Here is a 15,046-nt window from a genome sequence, read left to right as displayed (position 1 = left end):
GTACAACCCGCCAAGTCTGATTTAACATATTTTGAATATTAGCGAAGGAATGCCGCAGGTACACCGCCGTCGACGTTGATCACGTTGCCGGTGCTCTTGTTGAGCAGGCCGCTCACGAAAATGTATACGCCGTTGGCAATGTCGTCCGTATGGATTTCTGCATTCAATACCGTTCTTTTCGCGTAATATGCGGGGAGTTCTTCCACTTTAATGCCGTATGCTTTGGCGCGTCCGGCTGCCCAGCCGCTTTCCCAGATCTTGCTGCCGGCGATTACCGCGTCGGGGTTCACCACGTTTACACGGATCTTGTCCGGACCGAGTTCCGCAGCCAACAGGCGCGACATATGCTGCTGAGCCGCCTTAGCCGTTCCATAAGCCACGTTGTTAGGGCCAGAAACAATACCATTCTTGCTCGCAATGTTGATAATATCGCCGCCCAGGCCTTGCTGGCGCATAATCGCTACCGACTCCTGCGACACGAGGAACTGGCCTTTCACCAATACATCCTGCAAAATATCCCAGTCTTTAATGGTCGTATCTGCCAATGGCTTCGAGATTGACAAACCTGCGCAGTTAATGACGATGTCCAAACCGCCGTATTTCAACTTCGTCGCATGCAATGCGGCTTTGATCGCCTGGTCGTCGAGGACGTTGGCTACGGTCGTATCCGAAAAGTCCTTTCCGAATTTCGCATCGAATTCCGCTTTGGTTTCTGCCAATGCTTTTTCATCGATATCCGAAATTACGACGCAGGCGCCTTCCTGCAACAGTTTCTGGGCAATAGCCTTGCCGATACCGCCCGAGCCACCGGTTACGAACGCGACTTTACGCGATACCGATTTTTCCTTCGGCATACGCTGCAATTTCGCTTCTTCGAGCAACCAGTACTCGATGTCGAATGCTTCCTGTTCAGGCAATGAAACGTAAGAAGAGATCGCCTCGGCGCCTTTCATAACATTGATTGCATTGATATAAAATTCGGCTGCTACGCGGGCAGTCTGCTTGTCTTTTGCGAATGAGAACATCCCTACGCCTGGCAAAAGGATGATCACCGGGTTCGGGTCACGCACGGCCGGGCTGTTGGAATGCTTGCAGCGCTCGTAGTAAGCGATGTAGTCTTCGCGGTATGCTTCGAACTGCGGGCGGATATGATCGAGGATTTCCGCATCGGCGGCGTCCAGTTTTTCAAACGGCAGGTCGAGCACCAGCGGACGGATCTTCGTACGCAGGAAGTGGTCGGGGCAGCTGGTACCAAGCGGCGCCAGCTTGTCCAGGTCATGACTTGCGATGAATTCCAATACACGCTCGTCATCGGTAAAATGACCGATCATCGCCTGTTTCTCGGAAGCCAAACCGCGCAAATAAGGTGCCAGTTTGCCCGCTATGGCAGCGCGACGTTCTTTCGGCTCGCTTTCCAGGCGTGCACCACCGAAAACGGGACGCTTTTTGCCATAGTTTTCAGCCAGGTATTCCGACGCTCTTTCGATCGTATCTAGCGTATTGATGTAAGATTCGTAAGCGGTATCACCCCAGGTAAACAATCCGTGACCGCCTAACACGATACCACGAATGCCGGGGTTATCATTCAATGCCTGTTCCAGTTGCAGACCGAGGTCGAAACCGGGACGCTGCCAGGGTACCCACGCCAGCTCGCCATTGAACAGTTCTTTCGTAATAGCTTCGCCTTCTTTCGACGCGGCGATGGCGATCAATGCATCAGGGTGCAGGTGATCGATGTGCTTGAAAGGCAGCAGGCCGTGCAGCGGCGTGTCGATAGAAGGTGCCTTCGATTTCAGATCATAAATGCAATGGTTGAACAGCTCCACCATTTCATCTTCGAATTCCAGTCCTCGGTAGATGTTTTTCAGGCTGTGCAGGCGGTCGACGTACAGACCGGCCAGTCCGCTTCTTGTTAAAGTACCAATATCACCGCCAGATCCCTTGATCCACATAACCTCTACGGGGTTGCCTGTGAGGGGATCTTTTTCGATGGTCTTACAGCTCGTGTTTCCACCAGCATAGTTGGTCAGGCGAAGATCGGCACCCAACAGATTTGAACGGTATAGAAGAAGCGCTACCTGATCATCACCCAGAGAAGCGGCTTTCTCTTCATCCCATAAATAGCTTACATACCTGTACTGGCTTACTTTAGAACTGCTCATATTTGTTTCCTGATTATTGATCGATTTTGAGGTAAGAAATCTTCTTTGCTGAAAGTATTTTAACAGATTAATACTACTCTGAACGTATGTGCAAGATTAGGAAACTTACCTATCCACACCGTCCTGTTGTATCCTGCATGTTGAAATAATTTGAGAATTAATGTGAGAATTGAAAGTTTTGGCATAAATAAAAAGGTCTGAACCGGATTTCTACCAGTTCAGACTCCTAAAATTGAAAATAACCTTACTCGTCGCCAAAGGCAGTGGCAACGAGGATGCCGTGTTTGTACCTTTTATATGTGTTATCGGCGCTGATCCTCCGGCAAAATACACGTCTGGCTACGCGGTAAGCAATAGAATTGCACACCGGCCACAAAAATTTCCCGACGCTTAACAAGGCCGGATCGCCCGGGGATTATTTCCACGTGAGGCCCATGTTCCGGAACAGGAATGCATAGATGTCCGCCTGGGTTTCAAGGGCTTTTTTGGTATTGCTGGCGCCGTGCCCGGAGTTCGTATCGATGCGGATCAGCAGCGGGTTGGCGGATGTTGCGCCCGCTTTGGACTGCAATTCGGCGGCATATTTGAATGAATGCGCAGGCACCACGCGGTCGTCGTGATCGGCCGTGGTGACCATCGTGGCCGGATAATGGCCACCTGCCCGGATATTGTGCAGGGGTGAATAGCCGTATAGCACTTTAAATTCCTCCGCATTGTCGCTGCTGCCGTAGTCGGCGATCCAGTTCCAGCCGATGGTAAATTTGTGAAAACGCAGCATATCCATCACGCCCACCGCCGGGAATGCCACTTTGAAGAGCTCGGGCCGCTGGTTCATCACCGCGCCTACGAGCAAGCCGCCATTGGAACCGCCCTGAATGGCAAGGCGCTCAGGGGAAGTATACTTTTCCCTGATCAGGTATTCGGCGGCTGCGATGAAGTCGTCGAACACATTCTGTTTTTTGAGCTTCATGCCCTGCTCGTGCCATTTTTCTCCGTATTCGCTTCCGCCGCGCAGGTTGGCCTGCACGTACACACCGCCCTGATCGAAAAACGGGATACGGGTAGGGCTAAACGCAGGCGGCAGGCTTACATTGAAACCGCCGTAGCCGTACAGGATCGTCGGGTTGGTACCGTCCAGTTTCAGGCCTTTTTTATAGGTAATGAATGCCGGAACGCGCGTTCCGTCCTTACTTGTGTAAAATACCTGCTTCGTTTCGTAATCCGACGGTTTGAAAGACACCTCAGGCTCACGGAACACGCTGCTTTTGCCGCTGGCAATGTCATAGCGGAAAATGGTCGACGGGTAATTGAATGAAGTAAATGTGTAAAACACGAACGTATCCTTGCTTTCGCCTCCGAAACCAGCCGCCGAGCCCAGGCCAGGCAATGCGATTTCGCTCTCCTGCACGCCGCGCGGGCTGTACACGTACGTACGCGTGGTGACGTCTTTCAAATAGGACGCAAAGAGTTTTCCACCGGCTAGCTCCGCGTTTTCCAACGGCTCCGGCTTTTCCGGCAGCACCGCTTCCCAGGTACGGGAGGAAGTTTTGAATAAAACCACTTTTCCATTCGGCGCATCGTCGTTCGTTTCGATCAGGAAATCGGCGCCTATATTGTCGATAATGCGGAAACTGGCATCGGTAATCTCTTCGCGGACCGGCACGAAACGGGTTTCGCCTTTGGGCAATACCCACACCGCATTACCGTCCTTGCCTTTGCCACGGTCGCTCACGCTGAGCACGGCATATTGTTCGTCCTCGGTCGTGCCTACGGTATGGAAGCGCTGCGGATTAGCGGCGTCTTCGAATACCAGCTTATCCTGCTCCTGCTTCGTTCCGATCTGATGGAAAAACACCTGATGGTTCTCATTCTTAGCGGCCAATGCGGAGCCGTCGGGCTTGGGGTAGCGGCTGTAATAGAAGCCGTTGCCCTGCCAGGCAGCACCGGAAACCTTCACCCATTCCACCTTGTCGGCGAGCATGGAAAGGTCTTTCATCTGCATTACCTGGTATTCCTGCCAGTCGGAGCCGCCCTTGGAAAAGCCCAGTACCGCATAAGCGCCATCTCTCGAAAGGCTGAAAACCGTCAGTCTTGTGGTGCCGTCAGGGGAAAGCTTGTTCGGGTCGATCACGACTTCGGGCGTCCCGTCCAGCCCTTTTTGCCGGTACAGTACCGCCTGGTTCTGCAAACCATCGTTTTTATAAAAATAGAAATACCCGCCCTTTTTGCGTGGTGCCGAATATTTGGGGTAATTATAGGCCTTTTCGAGATCCGTGAATATCTTTTCCCTGAACGGTATCGCACGCAGGTAGCCGAATGTCACCTCGTTCTGCGCCTTTACCCACGCCGCCGTTTCTTCCGAGCGATCGTCTTCGAGCCAGCGGTACGGGTCGGCGACTTTTACACCGTGGTATTCGTCAAAATGTTCCTGCTTGCGTGTTTCAGGGTATTTCAATGGCTGCGCATTGCCTTGTTCCGACAATGCCGATGCTGCTATCAGAGTCATTACTACAATTTTTGAATCCATAAATGCGGCCGTTATTTGATCACCTCCACTTCGATCGAGCTGGGGGCGCCGGCCTCGTGATAAATCGTGTGTTTGGCAGTCGTAAAGTCGGTATCCTGTGCCTTGTAAATGTTTTCCACGTATTTCTGCGGGTTCCTGTCAAACAACGGGAATGCCGTGCTCTGCACCTGCACCATCACACGGTGGCCCTTTTTGAAGGTATGCAGTACATCCTGCAAGCGGAATTTCAGGTCGGTGACCTTGCCTGCCACCACCGGTTCCGGCTTTTCGAAGCTGTTGCGGAAGCGCGCGCGCATGACCTCGCTGCGTACCATCTGCTGGTAACCGGCCAGTACCACTTTGGGATCGGGCATGTAGGCGTGATTTTTCTCGTCATCGGGGTACACGTCGATGAGTTTCACAAAGAAATCGGCGTCGGTACCTGTCGTACTGAATTTCAGCAATGCATTGATTTCACCGCCCAGGGTAATGTCTTCCGTCAGCACGTCGGTCTCGAAAACGAGCACGTCCGGGCGCGTGGCGGCAAAGCGCTGGTCTTCCGACATGTATTCAAAAGGCGTAAAGCCCGACATTTGCTTATAATTGGCCGTATAAGGCACCGGTTTCAAGGGATCGCTCACGTATTCGGACACTGATTTGCTTTCCTTCGGTGCTTCGAAATCCAGTTTGCCTTTTGCATGGAAATACAGCTTGCGTTTTTCCGCATTAGCCACCGGCCATTTATCAAAGGTTTTCCACTCTTTTCTACCCGTGTCAAACAAATATGCTTCCGGTAAACCGGTTTTCCCGTCGCCCGCTTCCTTTAAAAAGTGTTTGAAAAATTTCGCTTCGATATTGTTCTGGTAAAACGTGGCAATGCTATCGCCGAAATAGATATCGTTGTGCAAGGTATGCCCGGTTTCGCGGCTCCACCGGCCGTGCCCGAATGGCCCTACCACGATCGTATTGTAAATGCCCGGATTATTTTTTTCAATCGTTTTATAGGTATTCAGAGGCCCGTACAAATCCTCGGCATCGAACCATCCGCCTACGGTCATGAAGGCATGTTTTACCCCTTTCAAATGCGGGAGAATATCGCGCTTTCTCCAAAACTCATCCTTATTGGGGTGGTTGACAGTCTCCTGCCAATAGAAATTCTGACTGTAATATTTATCGAAGTTTTTCAGCGACCCCATTTCCAGGTTGAATGTATAACCATCCGGCTTGGGCGTAAACATTTCCGGTGCAAACCACGATTCGGTCGTCGGCTTCGGCGGCTTGATACCGAAAACGGGGAAAGTCAGGTAATAGCCTTGTGTAAATGCGCCGTTGTGGTGAAAATCGTCGAAGAAAAAGTCGGCGATGGGTGCCTGGGGAGACGACGCCTTCAATGCCGGGTGACCGGCCAACGCGCTGGCTGTGGTATAAAAACCGGGATACGAAATGCCCCACTGCCCTACCCGGCCGTTGTTGTTGGGTACGTTTTTAAGGAGCCATTCAATGGTGTCGTACGTATCGGAAGCCTCATCGACATCGGTTTTGCCCTTTTTCTGATCGATATGCGGCGTCATGTTCGTCCACACGCCTTCGCTCAGGTAGCGGCCGCGCACGTCCTGGTACACGAAAATGAATTTATCGAGCATCAATGTCCGGCTCGGGCCCAGGCGGGGCGGGTATTTGTCCGCACCATAAGGCGCCACGCTGTAACAGGTGCGCTGCATTAAAAAGGGATATTTCTTGTCGGTGGAAGCGTCTTTCGGCGTGTATACGATCGTGTGGAGCTTCACGCCATCTCGTACTGGGATGTCGTATTCCGCTTTGGAATAATTCTCACGAATGTACTGCTCGTCGAAGCCAGCCTGGCCATAAACATGCTGAGCCAGCACGATGAGCGCTGCCCGGAGTAGATTTTTGATCATAGTTTGCGATTATTTTCTCTTATAAAAATTCAGTGAAACGCTGGCGGCATTACCCTTTTCGCTCAATGTGTAGAAGCCCTTGCCATCATTCTCGAAACAGATGGCCTCGCCCTGCGGTTCAAGTGCGACTGTCAAAGTCTTTGTCGCGGATTTCGTCAGCGTCTGCCCGACGCTCTCGCCGGAGTTTCTTTTCCAGTAATACACGCCCAGGTAAGTCCGCACGACGATCTCGCTGCCGTCTTTGGAAATACTGCTCGCCGTGGCCAATGCCACACCGGGAACGGTCCCCACTTTTTCGGCCACGGAAACATCACTCGTGGACTGCGGATAGGCAAGGCGGTAGATATTGGTATTCTGCATTTCCTTCGAAAGCACGAATATATCCTTCGTCTGCGGGTCCACGATGATCGATTCGGCGTCGCGGGGGCCGTCGGGATAGCTGAATGTGATCTTTTGCAATGCATTCTGGCTGAATGCGCCGTCGGCGCCGGTGATCTCGGGAACGCGGTAAATAACGTTGGTGGCGGTGACGGGCTGGTTGTTATTGCCAATATCCGCGATGTATGCGTACGACAACCCATTGTCGGGGCCGGGGCCCACGGCTACTTCCTCCCAGTCGTGATTATTGCTACCGGGTACATTATATTCCTTGATACTCTTGCCGTCCCTGCTGATCAGGTACAGCGAGTTCGGCTGGCCCGAATCCTGGATCGTCCAGAGGTACCCGCCGAGGGTCGCGCTCGCAGCGAGGCCCGATGCTTCGTCGATGATGCCCGGTGTGATGGGGAACTGCTCGGGCGCGGTCTCGAACTGGTCCGACAGCCCGCCTCCACCCGGTGAGGGTTCGGGATCGCTGCATGAACAGGTTGCGCAAAAAACAAGTGTTGAAAGTACCATTCCCGCTTGCCTGCTCACGCTGTCATATATTTTCATAAAAAACACTTCATGTTAGATTTGCTAAAAATACGTACTTTTGCCGCATTTATTATCAGCGACTTTCATTATATCAGTATTAAAATAGTTATATGTTACGTACACATACCTGCGGGGAATTAAGCTTAGGACATGTAAATCAAGACGTTGTATTATGTGGTTGGGTTCAGCGCGTCCGCGACAAAGGAGGCATGATCTGGCTCGACCTGCGTGACCGTTACGGCATCACCCAGCTTCTTTTCGAGGAGGGCAAAACCCCTGCAAATGTGTTGGAAACCGCCCGCTCTCTGGGCCGCGAATTCGTGATTTCGGCCAAAGGTGCGGTGATCGAACGCTTGGCTAAAAATGATAAAATAGCGACCGGCGACATTGAAATCCGTGTGTCGGAACTGAGCATTCTGAACCCGGCAAAACTACCCCCGTTCCTGATCGAGGACGAGACCGACGGCGGCGATGATATCCGCATGAAATACCGCTACCTCGACCTTCGCCGGAACGTGGTACGCAAAAACCTGCAACTCCGCCACCAGGTAGCACGCTACACCCGCGCCTACCTCGATAACCTGAATTTCATCGAAGTAGAAACCCCGGTCCTGATCAAATCCACGCCGGAAGGTGCCCGCGATTTCGTGGTGCCGAGCCGCATGAACCCGGGCGAGTTCTACGCATTGCCGCAATCGCCGCAAACCTTCAAGCAGCTGCTGATGGTGGCCGGCTTCGACCGTTACTATCAGATTGTGAAGTGTTTCCGCGACGAGGATTTGCGTGCCGACCGCCAGCCTGAATTTACCCAGATCGACTGCGAAATGTCGTTCGTAACGCAGGAAGACGTGCTGAATACCTTCGAAGGCATGATCCGCGAGCTTTTTGACAAAGTAAAAGGCATTGCCCTGCCGGAAGTACCGCGTATGACCTACGCGGATGCCATGCGTCTTTACGGTTCGGACAAGCCGGACATTCGCTTCGATATGCAGTTTGTGGAGCTGAAAGGCGATGACCGCGATCTTACGTCGGGCAAAGGCTTCGGCGTGTTCGACGATGCGGGCCTGGTAGTAGGTATCAATGCGACCGGATGCGCAGGCTATACGAGAAAACAGGTAGACGAACTGACCGACTGGATCAAACGCCCGCAAATCGGTGCGAAAGGCCTCGTGTACGTGCGTTACAATACCGATGGGTCAATCAAATCGTCCGTAGACAAATTCTATACGGAAGAAGAGCTGAAAAAATGGGTGGAAGCGTTTGATGCCAAGCCGGGAGACCTTTTGCTGATCCTCTCCGGCCAGGGCGACAAAACGCGCAAGCAACTCAGTGAACTGCGCCTTGAAATAGGCTCGCGCCTGGGCTTGCGTAACCCCGAGGAATACCGTGCATTGTGGGTAGTTGACTTCCCGCTGCTCGAATTCGGCGAAGAAGAAAACCGCTGGTTCGCGATGCACCATCCGTTCACCAGCCCGAAACCGGAGGATATCGATTTGCTGGATAAAAATTTGGGACTGGTAAGGGCCAATGCATACGATATGGTGATCAATGGCGTTGAAGTGGGCGGAGGTTCCGTGCGGATTTTTGAAAAAGAACTGCAACGGAAAATGTTCGAAATACTCGGATTCTCACCCGAAGAAGCGCAGGAGCAATTTGGTTTCCTCATGAATGCATTTGAATTCGGCGCGCCTCCGCATGCAGGTATTGCATTTGGTTTTGACAGGCTTTGCTCTATTTTTGGCGGTGCGGATTCAATCAGGGATTTTATTGCATTCCCTAAAAACAATTCCGGCCGCGATGTGATGATCGATTCCCCTTCGACGATCTCCGAAGCACAGTTGAAGGAGCTGGCAATCCGTACGGAAATCGCCAATTCCTGATTGAAATGATATCAATCTGCGAGATAATTTTAATAAAATAAGATTTTGTAGATTTGCCCCGAGCTTGTTATAAATTTAACCCAGGGCCATCCGGAACCGGAAAAGGCCCTGATCGTAATTAAAACACTGCATGCATTATCAATCCTTTGTGAGCAATTATTTCAGGAATACCCTTTTGTTGCTGTTACTCTTGTCCAGCATCGGGGTTTGGGCCCAAAACAATACATCTCCACAGCTTCCCATCGCTGACCCGACGCAAAAAGTTGACCCGTCGAAAGTGACCAACCAGCAGGCGGTCGATTTTTACAACCAGGCAAAATCTGCCGGGATGTCGGATATGGATATCGAAAGGGCGGCGCTGCAAAGAGGTTATACATTGGATCAGATATCCACCATGCGCAAACGGCTGCAACAAAAGCCGGAAGAAAAGCAGGTAGAAGACCCTAACCGGGACGAGCTGGACGAAACCCGCGACCAGGACGACGCCGACGAGCTCGACGACGAATCCAACAACGAACGCGATTCAACCAATGCGCGCCGCTCCCGGAGCCGTCGGCTGAACCGCACTTTCGGCGCATCATTTTTCGCGAGATCGTCTTCTACATTTGAGCCGAACCTGCGCATTGCTACCCCGAGAAACTATATCCTGGGGCCGGAAGACGAAATCGTAGTCGATATTTATGGAAATGCGGTCGATAACTTCCGCATGAAGATCAGCCCGGAAGGAACTGTAAAAATGCTTAACCTGGCGCCGGTTTATATCAATGGCCTGACGATCGAGCAAGCCAGCGAACGGATCGTTAACCGGTTGCGGCAGGCATATTCGTCATTGAACCGCCCGGGTTCGGGGACGTACTCTTCCATTACGCTCGGCAATGTCCGCAGCATCCGCGTGATGATCACCGGTGAAGCGGCCCGGCCGGGTACTTACACGGTTTCTTCGCTTGCGACGGCATTCAACGTCCTCTCACTTTCCGGCGGGCCCGGCAGAAACGGCTCCTACCGGAATATCGAAGTTGTAAGAAACAACAACGTCATCAAAAAAATCGACCTTTACCGTTTCCTGGTGGATGCCGATTTACGTGATAATATCGCCCTGCAAGACCAGGACATCATCCTTATCCGGCCATTTGAGACACGCGTCGAGCTGAACGGGCAGGTAAAACGTCCGGGTATTTTTGAGAGCAAAGCAGGCGAAAGTCTGATGAGCCTTATCCGTTATGCAGGCGGATTTACCCCGGAGGCTTATACCAAAACATTTACCTACCAGCGCAACACCGGCACCAATTACATGATTGGTAGCGTCGATTCCCTGCAAGTGGAATCATTCGCGCCGCGGAATGGTGACATTTTCAATGTGAAACGCATTCTGGACATTGTCAGCAATCAGGTGGAAGTGCGCGGAGCGGTGACGCTTCCCGGCCCGTACGCCCTGGAAGAACGATGCAATACGGTTTTAAAACTGATCCAAATGGCGCAGGGTATCAGCCCGCGTGCATTCCTCAACCGTGCGATCCTCGAACGGTCCAGCGGCGAAACGCAAACCGGTATCGTGGCCATCGACCTCAGAAAGCTCATTAACGGTGAAATCGAGGACATTCCATTGCTGGCAGGCGACATCCTGACGGTCAAATCGGTGGAAGACCTGAAAGAATTTACCTTCCTGACCGTTTCAGGATCGATCATCAATCCGGGCAACTACTACTATTACAAGGACATTACGATCGCCGACCTTATTTTCCAGGCGGGCGGCTACACCGAAGGCGGTATCCCTTACCGCATTGAAGTATCGCGCCGCGTGAAAAATGATACGCTGGACCTGCCCACATCGCAAAACGTCCGCATTTTCACGATCGACGTGGCCGACAACCTTGTGCTGAACCCGGAAGACCAGAAATTCAAATTGCAGCCACAGGACATCGTCGTGGTGCGCAAATCGCCAAGATATGAGGCACAGAAAGCGGTAACCATTATCGGCGAAGTGAAATACCCGGGCAGCTACACCATTATCAATAATTTCGAACGCATTTCAGACCTTTTGGGCAAAGTAGGAGGCCTCCGGCCCGAAGCTTATCTGCCTGGCGCCCGTTTTTACCGGAATCAGGAACTGATCGCCGTCGATATTGATGCCGTCACCAACAAACCCTCGCTTCAAGCGAACCTGCTGCTCATGCACGGCGACACGCTCATTATCCCGCGGCGCCTCGAAACGGTGCGCATTCAGGGCGGCGTGCACAACCCGTCGGTGATGAACTTCGATTCCAAGTTTGGCTACGACGACTACATTTCGCAAGCAGGCGGTTATACCGAGCAAGGCTGGAAAAAGCGCGTATACGTGTCGTATCCCAATGGCCGCACCCACCGCACGAGAAACTTCCTGTTTTTCAGGTCATTCCCCAAAGTGGAACCCGGCGCTGTGGTGACCGTGCCGATCAAAGTGGCCGAGCCGCAACGTGAGCGGACCCCTGGCGAGCGCGTTGCATTGTTCTCATTCATTGCATCGATGATAAGTACCATCACACTGGCTGCAATTACCCTGAGCAGAAATTAACATGATATCCCATCCAGAAAGAAAGCCCGAAGTAACTGCTCCTGCCAGCCAGGAAAGGTCGTTCAATGCTACTGAAATACGGTTTGCAGATATCATTCTGTTCGTCAGGAAGTATATTTTATTCCTGATCGTGGTCGTGGTCATATCAATTATCGCGGGGGTTTTGTACAGCTTTTTGCTTCCCAAGAGATACGAAGCAAAAGTAAGCCTCCTGCCGGAATACGGTACTTCCAAAAGAGGTTCGTTCTCATTGCTGAATGCCGGCCTGAACGGCGACGGTGCCGAAAAACTGCAACCCGACCTCTACCCGACGATCATGCAGAGCTCGCCTTTCGGTGAATATCTGCTCAAACAGCCGGTGGTGGACCAGGAAAACAAATCCTACAAAACGCTGCTCGATTTCATGAAAGCGCAGCGTAAACCGGGACTTTTGTCGGGATTATTCTCTTCGTCTCCCAAGCAGCCTGTGAAGGAAGTCAAGCTATCGCGGGAAGGCATACTCTCCTATTCGCTTGCTGAGCAATCTCAGATTTCATCCGCCATTTCATTGCTGTCCGCCGAGGTGGAGCAAAAAAGCGGCGTGATCGAAATCAGTGCCGAAACGATCGATCCGTTCGTTTCAGCGATCATCGTGGAAGCGGCGCAAAAATACCTTGTCGATTACGTCGAGGATTACCGCTCTTCCAAGGCTACCCAGCGCGAAGTACTCCTGGGCGACCGTGTGAAGGAAGCCAAAGCACGGCTGCGCTCCGCAGAATATGCGCTTCAAAGCTACCGCGATCAAAACAGAAACATCTTCTCCAATACCGCCAAAATCGAAGAACAGCGTTTGCAGGCGGAATACGTATTATCCGAATCGTTATATAGCGATCTCGTACGGCGCTACGAGCAGGCGAAAGTGAGTGTGAAAGAAGAACGGCCTGTTTTCAAAGTGCTCGAACCTGTTAAAGTCCCCCTATTCAAAAGCAGTCCGAAACGCTTGCGCATCGGGCTCATCGCCGGATTTCTCGGCGGCTTTTTTGCCATTCTCTACATCCTCCTCTTTAAAGAAAAAGTGATACAAAAGATCGTTTCAGGCGCGAGGGAATAATGCCGCGCACGGTCTTTGCGAAAACCGTAACCAATTAGCAAATCATAAGCAATGAAAGTTGTATTACTAGCAGGAGGCTTAGGCACACGCTTATCAGAAGAAACGGTTGTAAAACCAAAACCCATGGTGGAGATCGGAGGCAACCCCATCCTTTGGCACATCATGAAAATCTACTCGTCCCATGGATTCAACGAATTCGTTATCTGCCTGGGATACAAAGGTTATGTGATCAAGGAATACTTTGCCAACTACTTTTTGCACCAGTCGGATGTGACCATCGACATGTCGGGCAACAAGATGGAGATCCATAATTCACAAGCCGAACCCTGGAAAGTGACGCTCGTGGACACCGGCCAGGACACCATGACCGGCGGACGGGTGAAACGGGTCGCCAAATACCTCAACGATGAACCGTTCATGCTCACCTACGGCGACGGCGTAGGCACGATCAATATCGCGGAACTGGTTAAATTCCACCAGGATAACAACAAACTTCTTACCGTAACGGCGGTGCAGCCTTCGGGACGTTTCGGGGCATTGAACCTGTCCGACTCCCAGAATGTGATTTCTTTCCTTGAAAAACCGAAAGGTGACGGCTCCTGGATAAATGGAGGCTTTTTTGTCTGCCAACCGGAAGTATTGCAGTATATTGCGGATGACAGCACGGTCTTCGAACAGGAACCATTGGAAAACATAGCAAGAGCGGGCCAGATGATGGCCTACAAACACCACGGCTTCTGGCGCCCGATGGATACGCTCAAAGACAAATATGATTTACAACATCTGTGGGATTCGGGTAAGGCTCCTTGGAAAAACTGGTAGAAATGGATTATCGACACTTAACACATTACTATAAAAACAAAAGAGTCTTCTTAACAGGGCATACAGGTTTCAAAGGTTCATGGCTTCTTTACTGGCTACATCTCCTGGGCGCCCAGGTAAAAGGTTACTCGCTCGCTCCTGAAAACGATTCAGACTTATACCCGTCCATTGAGGGGGATTCGCTTTGCGAGTCAGTGATCGCCGATATCAGGGACAAAGCGCGGCTCGAACAGGAAATCGTCGCATTCCAGCCCGATTTCATCTTCCACCTGGCCGCGCAGCCGCTCGTGAGGCTGTCGTACGACATTCCTTCCGATACATTTGCCGTCAATGCCATTGGAACAGCTTACCTGCTCGACGCCGCACGGGCGCTTGACAAGCCCTGTGCCGTGATATGCATTACCACCGACAAGGTGTATGAAAATATGGAATGGCAATACCCCTACCGCGAAAACGACCGGCTGGGTGGTTATGACCCTTACAGTGCCAGCAAGGCCTGCGCCGAGCTGGTGGTGAGCTCCTACCGGAATTCTTTTTTCAATACCAAAACCTACCACATACACCGCAAAGCCATTGCCAGCGCAAGGGCCGGAAACGTGATCGGTGGGGGCGACTGGGCCAAAGACCGGATCATTCCCGACATCGTGCGGGCATTGCAAGCGGGCGAACCAGTGGCCGTGCGCAACCCGGCCGCCATCCGTCCGTGGCAGCACGTGCTTGAACCCGTAGGCGGTTACCTGCACCTGGGAACGAAGCTTATCGATAATCCTACCGAATTTTCCGACAGCTGGAACTTTGGCCCGCAGCCGGAAGACAACCTGACCGTTGAGGAACTGGTGAATGCCGCCCTGAAAATCTGGGGCCACGGCAACTATAACCATTCCGCCGTAACGGGGCAACCGCATGAGGCCGGCCTGCTGAAACTCGATATCAGCAAAGCTACCAATATCCTCGGCTGGAAGCCCAGGTATAATGCCGCACAAGCCATTGAAAAAACCCTGGCCTGGTACCGCAATGCAAGGCAAACGGATGCGATCATCCCGTTTACCAGCGCCCAGATCACGGAATTCGGTGGCATTTGAGCAGGTATTCACTTCGATGTGAAACAGAGCGGGCGTCAGGCCCGTACCTGCATTTAAGCGCATTCATTAATCAATCGAAATACAAACACATAACGCGGGGCATGGCGAAATCTGACCCC

General features: G+C 52.0%; 9 protein-coding genes. 5 read left to right on the top strand and 4 right to left on the bottom strand.

The genetic code is table 11. The annotated features are described in order from the left end of the window. Positions 1–38: 38 nt before the first annotated feature. The 4 genes from H144_RS0110375 to H144_RS0110360 form a co-directional block, all read right to left on the bottom strand. A complete protein-coding gene (locus tag H144_RS0110375; RefSeq protein ID WP_026350580.1) occupies positions 39–2,162 on the bottom strand; it encodes a bifunctional rhamnulose-1-phosphate aldolase/short-chain dehydrogenase in 2,124 nt (707 codons plus the stop codon). A gap of 415 nt (positions 2,163–2,577) precedes the next feature. Continuing rightward, entirely contained in the window at positions 2,578–4,668 is a 2,091-nt protein-coding gene (locus H144_RS0110370; RefSeq protein ID WP_019941989.1) for a prolyl oligopeptidase family serine peptidase, read from the bottom strand. A gap of 32 nt (positions 4,669–4,700) precedes the next feature. After that, positions 4,701–6,587 (bottom strand): CocE/NonD family hydrolase, encoded by a 1,887-nt coding sequence (locus H144_RS0110365; RefSeq protein ID WP_019941988.1) that lies wholly within the window; start codon positions 6,585–6,587, stop codon positions 4,701–4,703. Positions 6,588–6,596: 9 nt separating this feature from the next. Further along, positions 6,597–7,520 carry a hypothetical protein gene (locus H144_RS0110360; RefSeq protein WP_019941987.1) on the bottom strand — a complete coding sequence of 308 codons (924 nt, stop codon included), beginning with the start codon at positions 7,518–7,520 and terminating at the stop codon, positions 6,597–6,599. A 92-nt stretch (positions 7,521–7,612) separates the two neighbouring features. Here H144_RS0110360 and aspS point away from each other — a divergent pair, with 92 nt between their 5' ends. From aspS to rfbG, 5 genes are all read left to right on the top strand, one after another. Further along, a complete protein-coding gene (gene aspS, locus H144_RS0110355) occupies positions 7,613–9,382 on the top strand; it encodes an aspartate--tRNA ligase (RefSeq protein WP_026350578.1) in 1,770 nt (589 codons plus the stop codon). Positions 9,383–9,512: 130 nt separating this feature from the next. Next, positions 9,513–11,933, top strand: a complete 2,421-nt coding sequence (locus H144_RS0110350) for an SLBB domain-containing protein (RefSeq protein ID WP_019941985.1) — start codon at positions 9,513–9,515, stop codon at positions 11,931–11,933. A gap of 1 nt (position 11,934) precedes the next feature. Next, entirely contained in the window at positions 11,935–13,023 is a 1,089-nt protein-coding gene (locus H144_RS31690; RefSeq protein WP_019941984.1) for a Wzz/FepE/Etk N-terminal domain-containing protein, read from the top strand. A 51-nt stretch (positions 13,024–13,074) separates the two neighbouring features. After that, on the top strand, positions 13,075–13,845 hold the full coding sequence (rfbF, locus tag H144_RS0110340) for a glucose-1-phosphate cytidylyltransferase (protein ID WP_026350577.1): 771 nt from the start codon (positions 13,075–13,077) through the stop codon (positions 13,843–13,845). A 2-nt stretch (positions 13,846–13,847) separates the two neighbouring features. Continuing rightward, positions 13,848–14,927, top strand: coding sequence for a CDP-glucose 4,6-dehydratase (rfbG, locus tag H144_RS0110335; RefSeq protein WP_026350576.1), 1,080 nt, complete (start codon positions 13,848–13,850; stop codon positions 14,925–14,927). Positions 14,928–15,046: the final 119 nt, after the last annotated feature.

This window comes from Dyadobacter beijingensis DSM 21582 (assembly GCF_000382205.1).
Classification (GTDB): Bacteria; Bacteroidota; Bacteroidia; order Cytophagales; family Spirosomataceae; genus Dyadobacter; species Dyadobacter beijingensis.
The sequence above is the reverse complement of the archived record's forward strand: the minus strand, read 5'-3'. Positions and strand labels throughout refer to the sequence as shown.